Origin of the sequence: Fulvimarina thalattae (assembly GCF_040239565.1) — a bacterium.
GTDB lineage: Bacteria > Pseudomonadota > Alphaproteobacteria > Rhizobiales > Rhizobiaceae > Fulvimarina.
In genome coordinates this window covers 76,406-93,819 of record NZ_JBEHWS010000010.1, presented here as the reverse complement: position 1 = coordinate 93,819, position 17,414 = coordinate 76,406, and the positions used below count along the sequence as shown (strand labels likewise).

At 60.8% G+C, this 17,414-nt stretch carries 22 protein-coding genes; 12 read left to right on the top strand and 10 right to left on the bottom strand.

The window, feature by feature from the left end:
- Nucleotides 1-8: 8 nt before the first annotated feature.
- From ABRA89_RS13715 to ABRA89_RS13705, 3 genes are read right to left on the bottom strand one after another with little or no spacing between them, the layout of a single operon-like run.
- Complete coding sequence (locus ABRA89_RS13715; RefSeq protein ID WP_349942063.1) at nucleotides 9-1,313, bottom strand: DNA polymerase IV; 1,305 nt, start codon at nucleotides 1,311-1,313, stop codon at nucleotides 9-11.
- Entirely contained in the window at nucleotides 1,310-2,008 is a 699-nt protein-coding gene (locus tag ABRA89_RS13710; RefSeq protein ID WP_349942062.1) for a hypothetical protein, read from the bottom strand. The genes ABRA89_RS13715 and ABRA89_RS13710 overlap by 4 nt, the downstream gene beginning before the upstream one ends.
- Entirely contained in the window at nucleotides 2,005-2,307 is a 303-nt protein-coding gene (locus ABRA89_RS13705) for a DUF3572 domain-containing protein (RefSeq protein ID WP_349942061.1), read from the bottom strand. Before ABRA89_RS13705 ends, ABRA89_RS13710 begins: the two co-directional genes overlap by 4 nt.
- Nucleotides 2,308-2,431: 124 nt before the next feature.
- Here ABRA89_RS13705 and ABRA89_RS13700 point away from each other — a divergent pair, with 124 nt between their 5' ends.
- The 4 genes from ABRA89_RS13700 (at nucleotide 2,432) to ABRA89_RS13685 (ending at nucleotide 5,102) form a co-directional block, all read left to right on the top strand.
- On the top strand, nucleotides 2,432-2,803 hold the full coding sequence (locus ABRA89_RS13700; RefSeq protein ID WP_349942060.1) for a response regulator: 372 nt from the start codon (nucleotides 2,432-2,434) through the stop codon (nucleotides 2,801-2,803).
- A gap of 11 nt (nucleotides 2,804-2,814) precedes the next feature.
- Nucleotides 2,815-4,179 (top strand): PleD family two-component system response regulator, encoded by a 1,365-nt coding sequence (locus tag ABRA89_RS13695; protein WP_349942059.1) that lies wholly within the window; start codon nucleotides 2,815-2,817, stop codon nucleotides 4,177-4,179.
- A 324-nt stretch (nucleotides 4,180-4,503) separates the two neighbouring features.
- On the top strand, nucleotides 4,504-4,818 hold the full coding sequence (locus ABRA89_RS13690; RefSeq protein WP_349942058.1) for a hypothetical protein: 315 nt from the start codon (nucleotides 4,504-4,506) through the stop codon (nucleotides 4,816-4,818).
- A 101-nt stretch (nucleotides 4,819-4,919) separates the two neighbouring features.
- Nucleotides 4,920-5,102: a hypothetical protein gene (locus ABRA89_RS13685; RefSeq protein ID WP_349942057.1), complete on the top strand. Its 183-nt coding sequence runs from the start codon at nucleotides 4,920-4,922 to the stop codon at nucleotides 5,100-5,102.
- Between the two features lie 420 nt (nucleotides 5,103-5,522).
- Here the strand turns inward: ABRA89_RS13685 and ABRA89_RS13680 are convergent, their stop codons facing one another.
- The 4 genes from ABRA89_RS13680 to pcaC are packed head-to-tail and all read right to left on the bottom strand — an operon-like array spanning nucleotide 5,523 to nucleotide 8,325.
- Complete coding sequence (locus tag ABRA89_RS13680; RefSeq protein ID WP_349942056.1) at nucleotides 5,523-6,575, bottom strand: 3-carboxy-cis,cis-muconate cycloisomerase; 1,053 nt, start codon at nucleotides 6,573-6,575, stop codon at nucleotides 5,523-5,525.
- Between the two features lie 38 nt (nucleotides 6,576-6,613).
- Nucleotides 6,614-7,213 carry a protocatechuate 3,4-dioxygenase subunit alpha gene (gene pcaG / locus ABRA89_RS13675; RefSeq protein ID WP_349942055.1) on the bottom strand — a complete coding sequence of 200 codons (600 nt, stop codon included), beginning with the start codon at nucleotides 7,211-7,213 and terminating at the stop codon, nucleotides 6,614-6,616.
- Between the two features lies 1 nt (nucleotide 7,214).
- The gene (gene pcaH / locus ABRA89_RS13670; RefSeq protein WP_349942054.1) at nucleotides 7,215-7,943 is read right to left on the bottom strand and encodes a protocatechuate 3,4-dioxygenase subunit beta; all 729 of its coding nucleotides are present in this window, start codon (nucleotides 7,941-7,943) and stop codon (nucleotides 7,215-7,217) included.
- Nucleotides 7,936-8,325, bottom strand: a complete 390-nt coding sequence (gene pcaC, locus ABRA89_RS13665) for a 4-carboxymuconolactone decarboxylase (protein ID WP_349942053.1) — start codon at nucleotides 8,323-8,325, stop codon at nucleotides 7,936-7,938. The genes pcaH and pcaC overlap by 8 nt, the downstream gene beginning before the upstream one ends.
- Nucleotides 8,326-8,443: 118 nt before the next feature.
- Between pcaC and ABRA89_RS13660 the strand changes: the two genes are divergently transcribed.
- Complete coding sequence (locus ABRA89_RS13660) at nucleotides 8,444-9,367, top strand: LysR substrate-binding domain-containing protein (RefSeq protein ID WP_349942052.1); 924 nt, start codon at nucleotides 8,444-8,446, stop codon at nucleotides 9,365-9,367.
- 68 nt (nucleotides 9,368-9,435) lie between these two features.
- Here the strand turns inward: ABRA89_RS13660 and ABRA89_RS13655 are convergent, their stop codons facing one another.
- Nucleotides 9,436-9,996, bottom strand: a complete 561-nt coding sequence (locus tag ABRA89_RS13655; protein ID WP_349942051.1) for a polysaccharide biosynthesis/export family protein — start codon at nucleotides 9,994-9,996, stop codon at nucleotides 9,436-9,438.
- Nucleotides 9,997-10,299: 303 nt separating this feature from the next.
- On the opposite strand from ABRA89_RS13655, the gene ABRA89_RS13650 reads away from it, so the two are divergent.
- The 7 genes from ABRA89_RS13650 (at nucleotide 10,300) to ABRA89_RS13620 (ending at nucleotide 15,595) form a co-directional block, all read left to right on the top strand.
- Nucleotides 10,300-11,091 carry a hypothetical protein gene (locus tag ABRA89_RS13650; RefSeq protein WP_349942050.1) on the top strand — a complete coding sequence of 264 codons (792 nt, stop codon included), beginning with the start codon at nucleotides 10,300-10,302 and terminating at the stop codon, nucleotides 11,089-11,091.
- A 164-nt stretch (nucleotides 11,092-11,255) separates the two neighbouring features.
- Nucleotides 11,256-11,444 carry a twin transmembrane helix small protein gene (locus ABRA89_RS13645; RefSeq protein ID WP_349942049.1) on the top strand — a complete coding sequence of 63 codons (189 nt, stop codon included), beginning with the start codon at nucleotides 11,256-11,258 and terminating at the stop codon, nucleotides 11,442-11,444.
- A gap of 47 nt (nucleotides 11,445-11,491) precedes the next feature.
- The gene (locus ABRA89_RS13640) at nucleotides 11,492-12,058 is read left to right on the top strand and encodes a cob(I)yrinic acid a,c-diamide adenosyltransferase (RefSeq protein ID WP_349942048.1); all 567 of its coding nucleotides are present in this window, start codon (nucleotides 11,492-11,494) and stop codon (nucleotides 12,056-12,058) included.
- Nucleotides 12,059-12,216: 158 nt separating this feature from the next.
- Nucleotides 12,217-12,966: an electron transfer flavoprotein subunit beta/FixA family protein gene (locus ABRA89_RS13635; protein ID WP_349942047.1), complete on the top strand. Its 750-nt coding sequence runs from the start codon at nucleotides 12,217-12,219 to the stop codon at nucleotides 12,964-12,966.
- 21 nt (nucleotides 12,967-12,987) lie between these two features.
- Complete coding sequence (locus tag ABRA89_RS13630) at nucleotides 12,988-13,920, top strand: electron transfer flavoprotein subunit alpha/FixB family protein (RefSeq protein ID WP_349942046.1); 933 nt, start codon at nucleotides 12,988-12,990, stop codon at nucleotides 13,918-13,920.
- 125 nt (nucleotides 13,921-14,045) lie between these two features.
- Nucleotides 14,046-14,924, top strand: a complete 879-nt coding sequence (locus ABRA89_RS13625; protein ID WP_349942045.1) for a 3-hydroxybutyryl-CoA dehydrogenase — start codon at nucleotides 14,046-14,048, stop codon at nucleotides 14,922-14,924.
- A 44-nt stretch (nucleotides 14,925-14,968) separates the two neighbouring features.
- Nucleotides 14,969-15,595, top strand: a complete 627-nt coding sequence (locus ABRA89_RS13620) for a glutathione S-transferase family protein (protein ID WP_349942044.1) — start codon at nucleotides 14,969-14,971, stop codon at nucleotides 15,593-15,595.
- A 20-nt stretch (nucleotides 15,596-15,615) separates the two neighbouring features.
- On the opposite strand, the gene ABRA89_RS13615 is transcribed toward ABRA89_RS13620, so the two are convergent.
- On the bottom strand, nucleotides 15,616-16,569 hold the full coding sequence (locus ABRA89_RS13615) for a Gfo/Idh/MocA family protein (RefSeq protein WP_349942043.1): 954 nt from the start codon (nucleotides 16,567-16,569) through the stop codon (nucleotides 15,616-15,618).
- A gap of 40 nt (nucleotides 16,570-16,609) precedes the next feature.
- Complete coding sequence (gene moeB, locus ABRA89_RS13610) at nucleotides 16,610-17,413, bottom strand: molybdopterin-synthase adenylyltransferase MoeB (RefSeq protein ID WP_349942042.1); 804 nt, start codon at nucleotides 17,411-17,413, stop codon at nucleotides 16,610-16,612.
- Between the last annotated feature and the right edge of the window lies 1 nt (nucleotide 17,414).

Genomic DNA, 17,414 nt, shown 5'->3' with positions numbered 1-17,414 from the left:
TTTAGGTCTCAGCTGCGGTTTGAGCCGGATTTCGGGGAGGCCACTCCGTAGGTGTAACCGGTCTCTATTGCTTTCTGGCCAAAGCGATTGCGTAGACTATCCAAAGCGGCTTCGGCCTTCGCTCGTTTTGCAAAGCTCGGATCGACGAGGTCGTCCGGGTCGGCAGACGCGGCTGGAGCGAAGCCGGAACAGCCGATGCCGATCAGTCGGAACCGGGTGCCGTCGAGCTCATGTTCGAGAAGCGATCGACCCGCCGCGAAGATGCGATCGGCAAGCCGGGTGGGGTCCTGCAGCTTCCGTTGCCGCGTGCGCAGCTTGAAATCACTCGTCTTGAGTTTGAGGGTTACGCCAGTCGCCGCAAGCTCAGTCGCTTTCAGCCGGGTTGATACCTTCTCGCTTAGCCGTCGCAGCACAGGAACCAGTTCGTCGGCGCGATGGAGATCGGTGTTGAATGTCGTTTCGGCGGAGATGCTTTTCGCTTCACCATCCGGCTCCACCGGGCGGTCGTCGATGCCACGGGCGAGCTTGGACAGCCGCAGGCCCATTGCGCCGTAGCGCCTGATGAAGTCGGTGTCGTCCATGTCCTGCAGCTGCGAAATCATCGTCAGGCCGTCAGCCTTCAGCTTGGCGGCCATGGCATCGCCAACGCCCCAGATTGCGCTGATAGGCCGTGCGCGCAGAAAATCGCGGGTCTCCGCCCGTCCGATCACGGAAAACCCACGCGGCTTTTCAAGATCGGACGCCATCTTCGCCAGAAACTTGTTGTGCGACAAGCCGATCGAGACGCTGACGCCAATCTCGGTTTCGATCCGGCTCGCTAGCCGCGCCAACGTGACTGCCGATGGCTCGCCATGCAGCCGCTCGGTTCCGGAAAGGTCCATGAAGGCTTCGTCGATCGAGACCGGCTGCACAAGCGGTGTCAGATCACGCATCATCTGCCGAACCTCGCGGCCGACACCGGCATATTTCTCCATGTTTGGCCGGATGACCACCGCTTCTGGACAGAGTTTCAGAGCCTTGAACATCGGCATCGCCGAACGTACGCCGCGAATGCGTGCAATATAGCAGGCGGTGGTCACGACGCCCCGCGTGCCTCCGCCGACGATGACCGGCTTGCTTGCCAAGCTTGGATCGTCCCGTTTTTCGATGCTTGCGTAAAACGCGTCGCAATCGAGATGGGCGAGGCTCAGCTGGCCAAGTTCCGAATGGGCGACGACGCGGGGACTGCCACACGTCGCACACCGTTTCCGTCCGCCATCGCTGATCGCATGGCAATCGCGGCAGATACTGAACTCGGCGGCCTCAGACGTCATCCCCGGCTATCCATCGAATTCAGGTCGTCTGACCGGAGCCCGTTCGCGGTTTGGAGGATGGTCTCGATGTGATCGGCGGCATCGAACCAGTCGGATGCGGAATAGACCCCTTTCGGAAGCGGCGGTAGATGGGGGCGAAAACCATGATGCGCCATGATCTGCACGAGGTGGGCGCGCGGAACGCTGCGCTGGACCGCCTGGAGATTGGGCGCGAGATCATCGACAAAGACGATCGGGCCCGCCCAGCGCTCGGCGAGTTCTGTTACGACACCTCCCTTGGAGCGCTCCGTCGCGATCATCGGATGAACAAGCCCTGCTTCGTCGAGCGTGCGCCGTCTCTCGTCGTAGAAGCGCGGTTCCATGGCCGTCAGAAAAACCACGTCGGCATGGGGATCGAGGCGGGCCAACGCTTCGCGGCTTCCGGCGACCGGCGCCTGCCTGGTCTCCTGCTCGGCATAGAGAATTTGCATGATCCCATCGAGATCACCCCCACTCAAGGCCGCTCCGGTCGAGAGAGAGCGGGCATTGCCTGTGAGTTTGTAGCTGTCGAAGTGCAGGCGGGCGCCGTGCTCTGCGAGGAGAGTTTCAAAGGGGCCGATGAATTCGAGGACCACCTCGTCGATATCGAGCACGAGCAAAGCATCACTCGTCTGCGGAATGTCGGATATCGGAATGCCGCGCGTCTGCGGTTTCATGGGTGATCCCAACCATGCGGCGTTGCGCCAGGCAGCTTTCGGGCTGCCGCGTCGATCGTTTGCGGCGCATGTCCGCTATGATCTGAAAACGCCATCAGGGTTGGCTCGTGCGCGAGGATAAAATCGAGAACGCCGGCCAGAAAGCCCGGCTCAGATGCGGCCGCGCGCATCTCGCCTGCGGAAAGACCGGTTATCCCGCAAAACCGCGTGAACAGCTTGTCGTCGGAGGCGATAAAGGACAGGCCGTCGATGGCGATCGTCTCGGGCGTGGCGATATCGGTCGGATCGAGGCCTGCCAATATTAACCTCCTGTTATCGTTAATGGAAGGAGAGGTTTAGATTCCCAATTCTTCAACGAAATGCGCGTAATGGTTTAACGCGATAGCGAACATTCGGCCAAAGGTCGAGGCAGGAGATACCCCGATGGCGAAAACCGTGATGATCGTTGAAGACAACGAGCTCAACATGAAGCTTTTTCGCGATCTCATCGAAGCTTATGGATATGAGACGATCCAGACCAGGAGCGGTCTGAATGCGGTCGATCTCGCTCGTGAGCACCGACCGGATCTGATCCTGATGGATATCCAACTGCCCGAAATTTCTGGCCTCGACGTCACTCAACAGCTGAAGGCCGATCCGGAACTACAGCGAATCCCGGTCATTGCTGTCACGGCCTTCGCCATGAAGGGCGACGAAGAGCGTATTCGCGAGGGCGGTTGCGAGGCCTATATTTCCAAGCCGATCTCCGTGCCCAAATTCATCGAGACGATACGCTCCTTTCTTGGCGAGGGATAGAAAGCACCACGATGAGCGGACGCATCCTGATCGTCGACGACAACGAGATCAATCTCAAGCTGCTCGAAGCGCGCCTTGCAGCAGAGTATTTCGACGTTGTCCAAGCGACGAGCGGCGAGGAGGCGCTGGCCATCTGCCGCTCGGAATCGCTCGATCTCGTGCTCAGCGACGTCATGATGCCGGAGATGGACGGCTTCGAGCTTTGCCGAATTCTGAAGGCCGATCCGCGCACCACCCATCTACCGCTGGTGCTGATCACGGCACTCGATCAACCTTCGGACCGGGTTCGAGGGCTTGAAGCCGGCGCGGACGATTTCCTGACCAAGCCGGTGCGCGACCTGCCGCTTTTCTCGCGCGTTCGCAGCCTGACACGCCTGAAGCAGATGACCGACGAGCTTCGCAGGCGCGCCGAGACGGCGAGCGACATCCTGACGGACAACGAATTCGCTTCACAGGCGGTGGCGGATTTGCCGGAAATCGTGGTCGTCGGTGAAGACCCGCGCCAGTCCGCGCGGATTGCCCGCAGTTTGCGGACGATCGGTACCGTTCGCGAATTTGCCGAATCCAACGAGGCCTATAAGGCGATCCAGGAGGACAGGGTGATGCTGTCCGTCGTGGATCTCGTTGGCGGAAACGGAACCGATCCGATGCGCTTTCTCGCCCGGTGTCGCGCCAGCGAAAAAACGCGCGGTCTGCCGATTATCGCGGTAACGGCGTCGGAGGATGATCGGACAGCCGCCAAAGCACTCGAAATCGGAGCCTATGACTACGTCCAGCGGCCAATCGATGGCAATGAACTGATCGCGCGCGCGCGCACCCAGCTTGCGCGTTATCGCTATGGCGAGACCCTGCGGATGACGCTTGAGCGCACCTTGGAACTGGCGGTAATCGATGGCCTGACAGGGCTCCACAATCGCCGGTTCCTGAATGCCCATATGGCGCGCGCCGTCGCGGCGGCGGAAGCGCGGCAGGGCACGTTCTCTCTGATCATGGCCGATCTCGACCACTTCAAGCGGATCAACGATACCTATGGGCACGAGGATGGAGACATAGTGCTGCAGGAGTTCGCCCGCCGTCTCGAGGCCAGCGTCCGGGCCAGCGATCTGCCGTGCCGGGTCGGCGGAGAGGAATTTGCCGTTCTCTTGCCGAATGCCGACGAGCGCACCGCCACAATCACCGCCGAGCGCCTGCGAGCATCGATCGACGCGACACCGTTCGTCATCTCGGAGTCACGAGAGCTGGCAGTCACGGTCAGCGTGGGGCTGGCGGTCTTTCCAGAGAGCGGCCGCGATGTCGCAGCTCTGATGCGCGCTGCCGACGCAGCGCTTTATCGGGCGAAGGCGGCAGGACGCAACCAGATCGCCATCGCCGCCTGACATATCCCGCAAAGCTGATGCATCGGGTGCGATAACGAAGCCTCGACATTCACTCAGAGGCTAGCGCTTCGCGGCAGGGTTTCAGGTCGCGCCAAGATGCTGTGGCACCGTTTAGCGGACATACGGCGATAAAATTCTGCCCGCGGGGCGCAGGGGAATTGTCGCGAACAGAGTGTGCATGCGGTGATCTCGATCCGGCGCCGATAGGCATCCGCTCGTTCCGTGTCCTCCTCGACTGCTCCGGCAATGCCGGTGTTGGACTGCGAGCGGCCTCGGGAGTCCGCCTGTTGAGACGCAACTCCAGGTTCGTCGGCAGTTGGCGATGTGACCGTGCGTCTGAGAATTCCGCCAGCTTTCTGCCCAGTCGATGCGGCGACCGGCAAGTATGATCGAGTGCTTCTCGATTCGTTCGAGCCTGCGGCAAGAGCAAGCGCCACGCTCTCTGCTTTGGAAGCCGATTGCACTTCGCTCAAAGCGGCCCTGACCGGCGCAGCGATCAAGCCAAAAAGATTCATAATCGTTCATGCCAGAACCGATGATGCCGGGCGTATGCGCAAAACTTCGAAACGCGCGAGCATTTTCTGGACGCGATTTTCGACGTTGACCCCAATCCGGATGCCATTCCCGCGCAAGACCTGAAAGGTGATCGGTTCGGAGAGACCAGTCCGACGCGAGATGAGCATGCGGTCTATCGCGCTAATCGGAGCAAAGAGCGGAGCGGAAGCATTTCGACTGGAGCGATGGCCGTTACCCCTATTCGTGGTTTCGACCTCATTATCCTCGCACTCGATGCGTCTGGCGAAGGCAGCGGAGACGAGATGCTCGACAGGACGCACGGCGTCATCGAAAGCCTCTTCGAACGAACGCTGATAGATCAGAAATGGCAACGCCGCCGCATGTACTTACGTGTGAACGCCGGCTGATACTCCAAGCTACAATCAACAGGTTCCCATGAAAGTCCAAAGAGTGTCGAGCAATTCTGGCGTCAAACCCGTTTTGGGGGCAAACGAGTCGAGGACGGTCTCGTTGCCAATGTCTTCAGTCTGATCAGCGTTTGCAACCGTATGAACATCGGCAAACCAGTTCCACTACTCATAGACGGTGGGTAGGGACGATCGGACCTGAGCAGTGGTGCGGGATCGATCAGAATATCAGGAGACTCAGCGGTGCTCGTGTCCCTATTCGATTCAGTGACCCTCGACACACGACAATCTCTTCCGCTGAAGACGCCCATGGAGATAATGCTTTCCCAATCGGCGAAGCCTTATCTCGTCGTTGCTTTTGAGATCGTCTTTCCTTTACGATAGGGTCGGATAAGCGGCCCAAACCTCTTTCATCGTCGTTTACTCTGAATTGCCGATTCTCTCGATATCCCCGATCAGCGTCAGTGCGGCGCTGGTGGCGCGGCCGGTCGCCATCGCCATTTGCGGCAGGATCATCCATTCGAGCGCCCAGGCGGCGCCCGAGCGTTCCTGTTCGTGGAGGAGGGCCTGGTGCATTCCGGACAGCTGCACCGCGTTGAATCGGCCGAGGGTGACCAGCAGTTCAGCAACCACCGGGTTCTGCTTGTGCGGCATCGCCGACGAGCCACCGCCGCCTTTCAACGCGATCTCATCGATGCCCTGTTGGGCCATCAGGCAGATATCGGTTCCCATCTTGCCTAGCGTGCCGCTGACCTCCGAAAGAAAGCCCGCATAGGCAGCGAGATTTTCGCGCATGGCGTGCCAGGCTTTGCCGGTGCTGGAGAGGCCGAGGGATGCCGCGACATGGTCGGCCATCGCCTGCCCCTTGTCGCCGACCGCCGCACGGTTGCCGGATGCGCCACCGACCTGCACGCGCTCGACGCATTGCCGAAGCGCCGGGAGACGGCTTCGATAGCCCTCGATCGGCAGGCGCCATGCCATGACGCGGTCGCGAACGGTTATCTCGGTCGCCGCTTGCATCCGCGTGCGGCCCATCAGCGGGCGATCGCCGAAGCGGTCTTCAAGGGCAGAAAGGCCAGAGGCGAGTGCACCGAGGCGGTTATCGAGAAGCGCCGACGTCGCCTTCAGGGTGAGGGCGAGGGCGGTATCGATCACGTCCTGGGATGTCGAGCCGGAATGGATGCCGTCTCCAGCTATCGCCTTCAACTGCTTGACGAGGTTCGGGACCGGAATGCCGTCTTGGCCGGTGCCGGCGCGAAGTGCCGCAATGTCGATTTCCGCAGTTTCAATGAACTTGGCGGCGGTCTCGGATGCGGCCGAATCGGCAAGGCCCGTTGCGCTGAGAGCGCGGCTCCACGCGGCCTCGAAGGCGAGCATGTGCTCTAGCTGAGCCTCCGACGACCAGATCTCGGCCGTCTCTTCGTCCGCGAACAGGCCATTGAGCCAGGGGTGATCGAAGACGTTGATGCTCATGTCCTGTCTTTCCACGACGTTCGTAGTTGTCCGCTTGTTCAGAGATCGAGGAAGACCGTCTCACCTTCGCCCTGAAGGCGGATATTGAAGCGGTAGCGCCCGTCGTCACCCTTCCTGGCAAGCAACGTGTCGACACGGTGACGCTGCTCGATCCGGTTCAGCAGCGGATCGGCAGCATTATCCTCGTCCTCGAAATAGATGCGGGTCTGAAGGCCGATATTGATGCCCCGTGCGACGATCCAGATCGAGATATGCGGCGCCTGGGACTGCCCGGACCGGCTGGCGACCCGGCCGGGTTTTACCGTGCGCAGCGTGAATTCGCCGTTCTCGCCGTCCGCGGCGAAGCGGCAGAAGCCGGAGACCTTCGGATCGGCGCCTACCTGACCGGGGAATAGGCCCGAGGCATCCGCCTGCCAGCTCTCAATCAGAGCGTCGCGCATTGCCCAGCCGGTGCCGTCATAAACCGATCCGACGATCTCAATGATTTCGCCCTTCGCCCCTTCCTCGATCGGAGAGTGGCCGATTTCGTGCTCATAGGTTCCGGGATTTCCGGCATAGGTCGGCATCAGACCGATATGAACGTATGGCCCGGCTGTCTGCGACGGCGTTTCCTGAAGCGTGTCGAGTGTCTGGACCATGTCAGAAGCCTTCCAGCTGGTTCTCGAACATGGTCTGGCGGCGTCCGCGCAGCACGATGTCGAACTTGTAGGCGAGAAAGTCGAGCGGGCGCGATCGGCCCATGTCGAGGGGAGCAACCAGCCGGTCGAGGTGGGCGCGGGACTTGATCGTCGCGGCGATCGGACAGCGGGAAATCAGCGGATCGCCTTCGAAATACATCTGCGTGATCAGGCGCTGGCCGAAGGAGTGACCAAAGACCGAGACATGGATGTGCATCGGCCGCCAGTCGTTTCCGCGATTGGGCCAGGGATAGGCGCCGGGCCGGATGGTCAGGAACTGGTAGCCCCCCTCGTCGTCCGTGAGGGTCCGTCCGCAGCCGCCGAAATTCGGGTCCAGCGGCGCGAGGTAGCCGTCCTTCTTGTGGCGGTAGCGACCGCCGGCATTGGCCTGCCAGATTTCGACCAGCGTCTGCGGCACGCCCTTGCCGTTTTCGTCCAGGACTCGGCCATGCATCAGGATGCGCTCGCCGATTGCCGGCGCTTCACCCTTGGAAAAATTGAGGATCAGATTGTTGTCGAGTGGCCCGAGCGAAGAATGGCCGAAACGCGGTCCCGTTTCCTCGCTCGGCGTGCTTTCCATCGACACGAGCGGAAGCGACGGCGAGCGCGCTACACTCGTCTTGTAGCCGGGATCGTAGGCAACGGGATGAATGCCCCGATCGCGCGGAAACAAGGGGCCCAGATCAGCCATTGCGGACTTCCTCTTCCATTTCGGCATAGGTCGCCTTGGCGAGTTTGAGGGCGTGATTTGCACGGGGAACACCGGCGTAGATCGCCACATGCTGAAAGGTCTCGAGTACGTCCTGCTTTGAAGCGCCCGTCCGCGCCGTTGCACGGATGTGCATGGGGATTTCCTCGAAGTTTCCGCACGCCGCGAGCAGGGCAAGGGTGAGCATGGACCTATCGCGCTGTGAGATACCGTCCGACGCCCAGACCGTGCCCCAGGCCGATCGGGTGATGAGGTCCTGGAAGGGAACGTCGAATTCGGTCTTTGCTGCCTCGGCTCGATCCACGTGTTCGTTGCCGAGAACGGAACGGCGCACGCGCATGCCTTCTTCATAGCGATCGGTCATTCAGCTCCCCCGGGGTCCAGTTCCTGTCTGGCTTCATCGACATAAGAGGATTTTGTCATGGCGGACTTGTCTCGGAAAATATATTTGTCGAGAGATGATATAACCCCGGAGTTATCTATTGCTCGATCCGCTCCTGCGACTGCGGCATCTGCGCTGTTTCGTCGAAACGGCGCGGCGCGGCAGCCTGAACGCCGCAGCGGAAGCCCTGAACGTCAGCCAGCCGGCGGCATCGAAGACAATCCGCGAGCTGGAGGATATTCTCGGCGTCCATCTCTTCGACCGAAGCGGGCGCCGGCTCGTCCTCACCGAAGCCGGGCTCGTCTTTCAGCGGCATGCCGGCACGGCCCTTGCCGATCTCGAACGAGCACAGACTCTTGTCCGGGAGAACACGGCAAAACGCAGGAAGCTTTCCGTTGGCGTTCTACCCACCGCCTCTACCCAGCTCTTTCCCGCCGCCGCTGAAGCGTTTCGAGCGCGCTTTCCCGATTGTACCTTGCGTATATCGACGGGCCCGAACTGGCTGCTTCTGTCCCAGCTGCGCGAGGGTGAACTCGATTTGGTTGTTGGCCGCATGCCGCCGCAGGGTCTGGCGCAGGGTCTAGATTTCCACCGTCTCTATTGGGAGCGCGTGGTGCCCATCGTCCGGCCCGGCCACCCGCTTGCTGGGACCGAATGGGCGCCATCCGACTTGCAGCGTTTCCCGCTGATGCTGCCGCCCGGCGGCGCAGTGATCGCGCCGGCGGTGCGTTCCTATCTTCAGTCGCTCGGGATAGGAGAGGCGATCGCCTCCTACGATAACGTCTCGCAGGCATTTGGCATCCGGACGGTTCAGATTTCAGACACCATCTGGTTCATCTCCGAAGGAGTCGTCAGAACCGAGCTCGATCGCGGCGAACTGGCGGTTTTGCCGGTCCGCGACGAACTTCTCGGTGGGCCCGTTGGTCTTTCGCGCCGCCGCAACAGTCGGCGGGACGAGGCGGCCGATGCCTTATGCAAGGAGATCGCGGAAGTCGCGGCGCGGCTGCACGGTGAAAGCGGATAGGTCTTTCTGGAAGGGCAGGCGAGGCGTCTGCCGCCACAGGTGCGATCAGCTGGGCCTATCGATTGCGGCTAGAACCAGCGCTCGCGTACATAAATTGTGTCGCCCGGCAGGAGCGGGTCGGATGTAACGACGCGGCCGGTTATCACCTGCTTGCCGATCTGCCGGGTGATATCGACCGTGCCTTGCTCTGCGCGTGGCGTGAACCCGCCCGAAACCGCGATCGCCTTCTGAACAGTCATGCCGGGAACATAGGTGTATTGGCCGCCCTGGTTGACCTCGCCCATGATAAAGAACGGACGATAGCGATCGACCGACACCGTTACGTCGGGATCCTGCAGATAGCCGTCGCGCAGCTTCGATGCGATTTCCTGCTGAAGCTGGACCGAGGTGCGGCCCCGTGCTGGTACGTCGCCAATGAGGGGCATCGATAGATAGCCGGCCTTGTCGATCGGATAGGCCTTCGTCAGCTCTTGCTGCTCGAACACCGTGATACGAGCAACGTCGCCGCTATCGAAGCGATATGGCTGATTGAGGACTGCGTGAAAGGCCGGCGGGGCGGGCTTGTAAGACGAACAGGCCGCGGTCGACACCATCGCCAGGCCCAGTACGAACTTTGCAATCGTTCTCATTCCCCAACTCCGTCCGTCCAGCCGGTCGCGCCGAAACGCGCATGAAGAAGCCCCAAGGCATCGCCGTACCGCTTGGCAAAGTGATACCGCAATTAGGGTTAATCATTCGTGAAACCCTTGATGTGGAAGGGTTTAGACCAGTAGCCGAAGGCCTTCGAAGGTTAAAATCTTCGTCGAACGGCAACCAAAAACAGACGCTTAACGGGCTGGTTACCAAAAAGAGCGACCGTTCACTTACCAAATCCGGGCAAGTGGCCGCCATTCTGCCATCGCGGCCGGGCCCGAGGATCGGACGGTGGCGATATGAGAAACACAGGCACCCTGCATTCGGACGGCGCAGCTGATGAAGCGGCGACCAGACAGGATAGGCCTCTCGACAAGACCGCAAGGCTTGCGATCGAGGCTGGTCCCGGACACGGATTTCAAAAAGCGATCATTGATATGGCGAATGCGAGCGTGGACGGCGTGGAAAACGAGACGATCGAGACCGGTGACCTAGGCGGCAATAAACAGGTGATCGAGCGGGTCGGCGTCGACGACCTGGCTTTCGCGGCAAAGGAAATGAAGATCAAGCGGCTGGTGGTCGTCACCCCCTTTGCGGACAACTCTTCGCTTGAAACGGTGCTGACGCTTTCGCGGCTCCTGACCGAAGAGAACCATCCCGTCGCGCTCATTCAACTCGAAGGATCGGCCAATTCACCGATCGTTTCCGATGAGGATGTTCCCGCGGGATGGATCGATCTTCTGGGGGGCGGCCGGCCGGTCGATGAGATCATCCATCGCGATCCCCAGTCGCGCCTTCACGTCGCGCCATCCGGAGATGTGGATCTTGCCGCCCTGGAGGAGGATCAGCTCGAAGACCTCGCGGTCTATATCGAGGCTTTTCACCAGAGCTATGCAATGACGGTGGTCCACGCACCGCTCGAATGCCTGGACCTGATTGGCGGATTAATCGATGGCGAAACGGCTATCATCATCGCCGCAAGTGAAAGCAAGACAGAGGACGTGGACAATCTCGCGCAGGTGCTCAACGCCAGCGCCACTTACGATGTCCTCCACCTCGTCTCGGAAGGCGAAACGCCGATTCTCCACTGAGAGGTCACCTTATCTCGCTCCTGCCAGATCGAAGCCGGATGCCCTCAGGCGTCCGGCTTTCGTCTGCGACATCGCTGCGTCTGTTGACGCATCGGCGTGGACCCTAGATTGGATGTCACTTCCGATCCGGCATCTCAGGCCGTGATTTCTGGCAGAAGGTCTCCATGTCTGGCTTCCTGACATTTCTGGCGCTTGCTGCGATGATCGCAACGGCGATCGTCCTTATTATGGGTCTCATGAACCTGATGAAGGGCGGCCCGAGCAACAAATCGCAGAAATTCATGCGCTATCGAATCATGTTTCAGGCGATCGCGGTCGTCCTGATCGTGGCGTTTCTTCTCTTCGGCCGTTGACCCTTTGTGATTGCGTCCAACCTTCCGGCCAAAGGTAAGGAGCGCGCATGGTCAAGCTGAACAAGATCTACACCCGCACGGGCGACAAGGGCACCACGATGCTCGGGAATGGCGAGCGGCGCCCGAAGGACGACCTGCGCGTCGAAACCTATGGCACGGTGGACGAACTCAACGCGGTCATCGGTCTCGCGCGGCTCCACGCGGCGGGCGATCTCGACGACATGCTCGCCCGCATTCAGAACGAGCTTTTTGATCTCGGCGCCGAACTTGCGACGCCCGACACGGGAGAAGACCTCGGTTTCGAGCCGTTGAAGGTCGTTGATAGCCAGGTCGACCGGTTGGAAGCTGAGATCGACCGGATGAACGAAAAGCTCGAACCGTTAAAGAGCTTCGTGCTGCCCGCCGGAGCGCCCGTCGCCGCAAATCTCCATCACGCCCGCACCGTTTCACGGCGCGTCGAACGGCTGATGGTCGCTTTGGCAAGAAAGGAGCCGGTTGCCGATACGGCTCTGCGCTATATCAACCGCCTCTCCGACCACCTCTTCGTCTGTGGGCGGATCGCCAATGACGATGGCAAAGGCGACGTTCTCTGGGTCCCCGGAAAAAGCCGCTAGCAAAGACCGAATGATTGGAAGAATCGTTCGGCCCGGCGCGATCTGGCCTACAGCGCCTTCTTGAAATGCGTTCACTCCGAGGCCAAAACCTCTGCTGACATGACAGGCGGCCCCTAAATGACTCGGCAGCCGACAAAACGTTTCGGGAGCAAAGCCCCATGAAAATCCTCGTCGCCGTCAAGCGCGTGGTCGACTACAACGTGAAGATCCGGGTGAAGCCGGATGGCTCGGGCGTGGAACTCGCCAACGTCAAGATGAGCATGAACCCCTTCGACGAGATTGCCGTCGAGGAGGCCGTACGGCTCAAGGAAGCCGGTACGGCCGAGGAGGTCATCGCGGTTTCGATCGGGCCGAAACAGTCTGCCGACACCATTCGCACCGCGCTCGCCATGGGCGCCGATCGCGGCATTCACGTTGCGACCGACGAAATCGTCGAGCCGCTTGCCGTCGCCAAGATCCTCAAGGGAATCTGTGAAACCGAAACGCCAGACCTGGTCTTCCTCGGCAAGCAGGCGATCGACGATGACTGCAACCAGACTGGTCAGATGCTGGCCGCTCTGACGAACTGGGGGCAGGGCACGTTCGCCTATAAGGTCGAGCCGTCGGACGGCAGCGTGAAGGTGACGCGCGAGGTCGATGGCGGCCTCCAGACTGTCGATCTGAACCTGCCCGCCGTCGTCTCGGTCGATCTGCGCCTCAACGAGCCGCGCTACGCCTCTCTTCCCAATATCATGAAGGCGAAGAAGAAGCCGATCGACGCCAAGACGCCCGACGATTTCGGCGTCGACATCGCGCGTCGGCTTGAAGTCCTGAAGACCGAAGAGCCCGAGAGCCGTCAGGCCGGCGTGAAGGTCGCCTCGGTCGACGAACTGGTCGACAAGCTCAAGAACGAAGCCGGCGTCCTTTAAGGCGCGGGAAGGATAATCGACATGACCACTCTTCTTCTGGCCGAACACGATAATACAGCGCTCTCTTCGGAGACCGCGAAAGCCTTGACCGCTGCGAAGGCGCTCGGCTCTGACGTCCATCTCCTCATTGCGGGCGAGGGCGTGGGAGCCGTCGCAGAGGCCGCCGCCAAACTCGACGGCGTCGCGAAGGTCCTGACAGCGGAAGCTCCGATCCTCGCCAACCGCCTCGCCGAGCCTGTCGCCGCGTTGTTGGTCGAGATGGCTGGCGGTTACGACGCGATCGTCGCGCCCGCCACCACGATGGGCAAGAATGTCTTGCCGCGAGCGGCAGCGCTTCTCGACGTCATGCAGATTTCCGACGTAATGAGCGTCGAAGGCCCGGATACCTTCAAGCGGCCGACCTATGCCGGCAACGCTGTCCAGACGGTCAAATCCTCCGATACCAAGAAGGTGATGACCATTCGCACGTCGAGCTTCGATGCAACGGGCGAGGGCGGCTCGGCCCCGATCGAAGCCGTGTCGGTTTCGGTGATTGATCCCGGCCTGTCGAGCTTCGTTTCGGAAGAGCTGGCGCAATCGGAACGTCCGGATCTTGGCAGCGCCAAGGTGGTCGTTTCTGGCGGTCGGGCGCTCGGCTCGGACGAGAAGTTCCGTGAAATCATGATGCCACTTGCCGACAAGCTCGGCGCGGCAGTCGGTGCATCGCGCGCGGCGGTCGATGCCGGCTACGCCCCGAACGACTGGCAGGTGGGACAGACTGGCAAGGTCGTCGCGCCGGAGCTCTACATTGCATGCGGTATTTCCGGCGCGATCCAGCATCTCGCCGGCATGAAGGATTCCAAGGTGATCGTCGCGATCAACAAGGACGAGGAAGCGCCGATCTTCCAGGTTGCCGATTACGGCCTCGTGGGCGATCTCTTCGAACTGGTACCGGAACTGACCGAGAAGCTGTAACGGTTCTGAAGGGGCTTCTTGGCCCCTTGGAACGCAATGCCTCCCGGTTTATGCTGCACTGCATATAACTCCGGTCTCACTTCTGGTTCGAAGCCGAGACCCAAGAAACGGATCGGGAGGCAGTCATGGCCGAAATCAAAAGCGTTGGTATCATCGGAGCCGGACAGATGGGCTCGGGGATCGCGCATGTCGTCGCGCTCGCGGGCATGAAGGCCCGGCTCTACGATGTCGGCGAAGACCAGACCAATAAGGGCCTGTCGGTCATCCAAAAGGGGCTCGACCGCCAGGTTTCGTCCGAAAAGATCACGGACGATGCCCGCACGAGCGCGCTGTCGCTGATCGAGACCTCCACCGACCTCTCGACCCTTGGCGATCTCGACCTCGTCATCGAGGCGGCGACCGAGAACGAGGACGTTAAGCGGAAAATCTTCCGCGAGATCTGCCCAAACCTCTCCAAAGACGCGATCCTCGCCTCCAACACTTCCTCGATCTCCATCACGCGCCTCGCTGCGGCGTCCGATCGGCCGGAACAGTTCATGGGCATTCACTTCATGAACCCGGTCCCGGTCATGAAGTTGGTCGAGCTGGTTCGCGGCATTGCCACAGCAGAGGCGACCTTCGAGGCTTCCAGGGGCTTCGTCGATAAGCTCGGAAAGACGGTGACTGTCTCGGAGGACTTCCCGGCATTCATCGTCAACCGCATCCTGCTGCCGATGATCAACGAGGCGATCTACACGCTCTATGAGGGCGTCGGATCGGTCACCTCGATCGACACGGCGATGAAGCTCGGCGCGAACCATCCGATGGGGCCGCTGCAGCTCGCCGACTTCATCGGCCTCGATACATGTCTTTCCATCATGCAGGTTCTGCACGATGGATTGTCGGACTCGAAATATCGGCCATGCCCGCTTCTCGTGAAATATGTCGAAGCCGGGTGGCTCGGACGCAAGGTTGGGCGCGGCTTCTACGATTATCGTGGTGATGAGCCGGTTCCGACCCGCTGACGCTCATCTGAATCTTTTGATATTTTGGATGAGATTTGTCTCACATGATCCTGATCGGACAATATGATTCGCCTTTCGTGCGCCGCGTCGGTATTGCCCTGACGCTCTACGGAATGGAGTTCGAGCATCGGCCATGGTCGGTCTTCGGCGACGGCGAAAAGATCGCCGAATATAATCCGCTTCGCCGCGTGCCGACCCTGGTTCTGGATGACGGCACGGCGCTGCTCGATTCGACGACCATCCTGCTTTACCTCGACGAAGAGGCTGGATTGGAGCGAGCGCTTCTGCCGCCTCTCGGCACCGAGCGGCGAGACCAGCTCAGGATCTGTGCGCTGGCTCACGGCCTCTGTGAGAAGATGGTCGCGTTGATTTACGAACGGGTTCTGCACGAGACATTGTCGGATGTCTGGGTAGAGCGTTGCACGACGCAGATCGGCGAAGTCCTCGACGTGTTGGATGCTGAGGTCGCCGGCCTGACTGAAGACTTTGTTTTCGCCGCAAAGCCCGGCCATGCGGACATCGCGATCGCAGCGGCATTCCGCTTTCTCTCCGACGCTCATCCAACGCTGCGCTCTGCGAAGCACTATGAGGCGTTAATAGCGCACACCGCCCGATGCGAAGCGCTCTCGGCATTCCACGCAATCCGCCAGGAATTCATCTCGCCGGCATAAGGGGCTGTCGGCGGCTGAACTCACTCCGTTTTCAGTGGTGAGGCCTCCGCCAAGATCCGAACCGTTTCCACTGCTTCATCGGCACCGGTCTCGGGCGCCGTGCGGCTCTTCACGCAATCGATGAAGTGCAACAGTTCATTGGTCAGCGGTAGACCGGCCTCATAGTTGATGTGCTCGACCGGCGCATTGACGAAGTCGAAGCCCTTTACGTTCGGCCAGACCTTGTGGCCGTAGAATGCAAGTTTCTCGTTCTCGGGTGCAAGATCGTCGAAGACCAGCATGCCTTCGGTGCCAATCGCCACGAAACGGCGATCGCGATAGGGCGAGACGCGTGACACGTGGACATCGGCCGTCACCCCATTGGCGAAGGTGAAGGACATGTCTCCGATATCGGCCTCGTCGCTGAGAACGGTCCTGCGCTTGCAGCGGATGGTATCGGGGTGGTCACCGGCGAGATGCAGGATCAGCGAGAGGTCGTGCGGCGCAAGATCCCAGATCGCGTCCATTCCGAGAAAGCGGCCGAGCCCCAGCCGGTTGGCGATGAGATGCTTCACCGTGCCGATCTTGCCGGAGGAAACGAGCTCGCTGAGCCGCCGAAAGACAGGATGGAAGCGCAGCACATGCCCGACCATCAGCAACCGGCCATGCTCCTCGGCAGCGTTGGCGGTGAGCTTGGCCTCCTCGTGATCGAGTGCGATCGGCTTTTCGATGAGAACGTCCTTGCCGGCAGCGAAGGCGCGGCGGGCAGTCGGCCCGTGGAGTTTGGCTGGAAGCGCCAGCACCAGCGCGTCGATGTCTTCGCTTTCAATCGCCTCGTCGACCGTGAAAACCGGCACATTGTGCTTTTCCGCAAACCCCTTGGCGCGCGCAGCATCCTGATCAGCAACCCCTCCGAGGCAGCGCAGTTCGGCAAGCGTACGGACATGGTTCTGGCCCCACTGGCCACAGCCGATGACGGCGATGTTCGGTGCCATGAAAGCTCCTTCGAAGAGGTCTTGTTGGTCGACTGCCGGGTTAGGCGGTGCGGTCGGCGGGTGCAAGCCCTGCCGCGCCGGCTTTCGGCTTCATGCGCTTGTAGCGGATGGTCTCGAAGCGCATGGCAAGAAGGTCGACCATCAGGAACCTGCCGATCAGCGGTTCGCCGGTTTGGCAAATGACCTTGATCGCTTCGGATGCCGCGAGTGTGCCGAGAACACCGGTCGTCGTACCTAGAATCCCGGCCTCCGCGCAGCTCGGCACGGTCCCGGCCTCCGGTGCTTCGGGAAAGAGGTCGCGATAGCGCGGCAGGAGTACGCCGTCTGCACCTTCCCGGTATGGTGTGAGCACGGTGAGCGAGCCGGAGAAACGCTGGACGGCGGCCGTCACCAGCGGGACTTTCGCGGCTTCGCAGAGGTCGGCCATCGCATAGCGGGTCGCGAAATTGTCCGATCCGTCGATGGCGAGATCGCAGGATGCGACTAGGTCAGTGCCGTTCTCTTGCGTGAGTCGGATGGGGTGGGATTCGAACTGACAGTAAGGATTGACGCGTTTCAGCGCGTCCGACGCGCTGTCGAGCTTCGATCGGCCGACATCCTCCGTACCATGGAGCACCTGGCGCTGAAGGTTGGATAGTGACACCGTATCGTCGTCCGCGCAGACGATCGTGCCGACACCGGCAGCCGCAAGATAAAGTGCCACCGGAGAACCGATACCGCCCGCGCCAATGACGAGAACCCGCGCAGCCTTCAGCTTCTGCTGTCCGGCACCGCCAATTTCCGGCAACACGATGTGGCGCGCATAGCGTTCTAATTCGTCTCTGTTCAGCGCCGGATCGGTCATG

What these genes read in the sequence shown, in the direction of transcription:
- pcaC (WP_349942053.1), bottom strand. Translation starts at nt 8,325, where the DNA reads ATGACCGATCGCTATGAAGAAGGCATGCGCGTGCGCCGTTCCGTTCTC.
- ABRA89_RS13625 (WP_349942045.1), top strand. Translation starts at nt 14,046, where the DNA reads ATGGCCGAAATCAAAAGCGTTGGTATCATCGGAGCCGGACAGATGGGC.
- ABRA89_RS13700 (WP_349942060.1), top strand. Translation starts at nt 2,432, where the DNA reads ATGGCGAAAACCGTGATGATCGTTGAAGACAACGAGCTCAACATGAAG.
- ABRA89_RS13615 (WP_349942043.1), bottom strand. Translation starts at nt 16,569, where the DNA reads ATGGCACCGAACATCGCCGTCATCGGCTGTGGCCAGTGGGGCCAGAAC.
- pcaH (WP_349942054.1), bottom strand. Translation starts at nt 7,943, where the DNA reads ATGGCTGATCTGGGCCCCTTGTTTCCGCGCGATCGGGGCATTCATCCC.
- ABRA89_RS13650 (WP_349942050.1), top strand. Translation starts at nt 10,300, where the DNA reads ATGAGAAACACAGGCACCCTGCATTCGGACGGCGCAGCTGATGAAGCG.
- ABRA89_RS13645 (WP_349942049.1), top strand. Translation starts at nt 11,256, where the DNA reads ATGTCTGGCTTCCTGACATTTCTGGCGCTTGCTGCGATGATCGCAACG.
- ABRA89_RS13710 (WP_349942062.1), bottom strand. Translation starts at nt 2,008, where the DNA reads ATGAAACCGCAGACGCGCGGCATTCCGATATCCGACATTCCGCAGACG.
- ABRA89_RS13715 (WP_349942063.1), bottom strand. Translation starts at nt 1,313, where the DNA reads ATGACGTCTGAGGCCGCCGAGTTCAGTATCTGCCGCGATTGCCATGCG.
- ABRA89_RS13630 (WP_349942046.1), top strand. Translation starts at nt 12,988, where the DNA reads ATGACCACTCTTCTTCTGGCCGAACACGATAATACAGCGCTCTCTTCG.
- ABRA89_RS13655 (WP_349942051.1), bottom strand. Translation starts at nt 9,996, where the DNA reads ATGAGAACGATTGCAAAGTTCGTACTGGGCCTGGCGATGGTGTCGACC.
- ABRA89_RS13680 (WP_349942056.1), bottom strand. Translation starts at nt 6,575, where the DNA reads ATGAGCATCAACGTCTTCGATCACCCCTGGCTCAATGGCCTGTTCGCG.
- moeB (WP_349942042.1), bottom strand. Translation starts at nt 17,413, where the DNA reads ATGACCGATCCGGCGCTGAACAGAGACGAATTAGAACGCTATGCGCGC.
- ABRA89_RS13620 (WP_349942044.1), top strand. Translation starts at nt 14,969, where the DNA reads ATGATCCTGATCGGACAATATGATTCGCCTTTCGTGCGCCGCGTCGGT.
- ABRA89_RS13635 (WP_349942047.1), top strand. Translation starts at nt 12,217, where the DNA reads ATGAAAATCCTCGTCGCCGTCAAGCGCGTGGTCGACTACAACGTGAAG.
- pcaG (WP_349942055.1), bottom strand. Translation starts at nt 7,213, where the DNA reads ATGGTCCAGACACTCGACACGCTTCAGGAAACGCCGTCGCAGACAGCC.
- ABRA89_RS13640 (WP_349942048.1), top strand. Translation starts at nt 11,492, where the DNA reads ATGGTCAAGCTGAACAAGATCTACACCCGCACGGGCGACAAGGGCACC.
- ABRA89_RS13695 (WP_349942059.1), top strand. Translation starts at nt 2,815, where the DNA reads ATGAGCGGACGCATCCTGATCGTCGACGACAACGAGATCAATCTCAAG.
- ABRA89_RS13685 (WP_349942057.1), top strand. Translation starts at nt 4,920, where the DNA reads ATGGCCGTTACCCCTATTCGTGGTTTCGACCTCATTATCCTCGCACTC.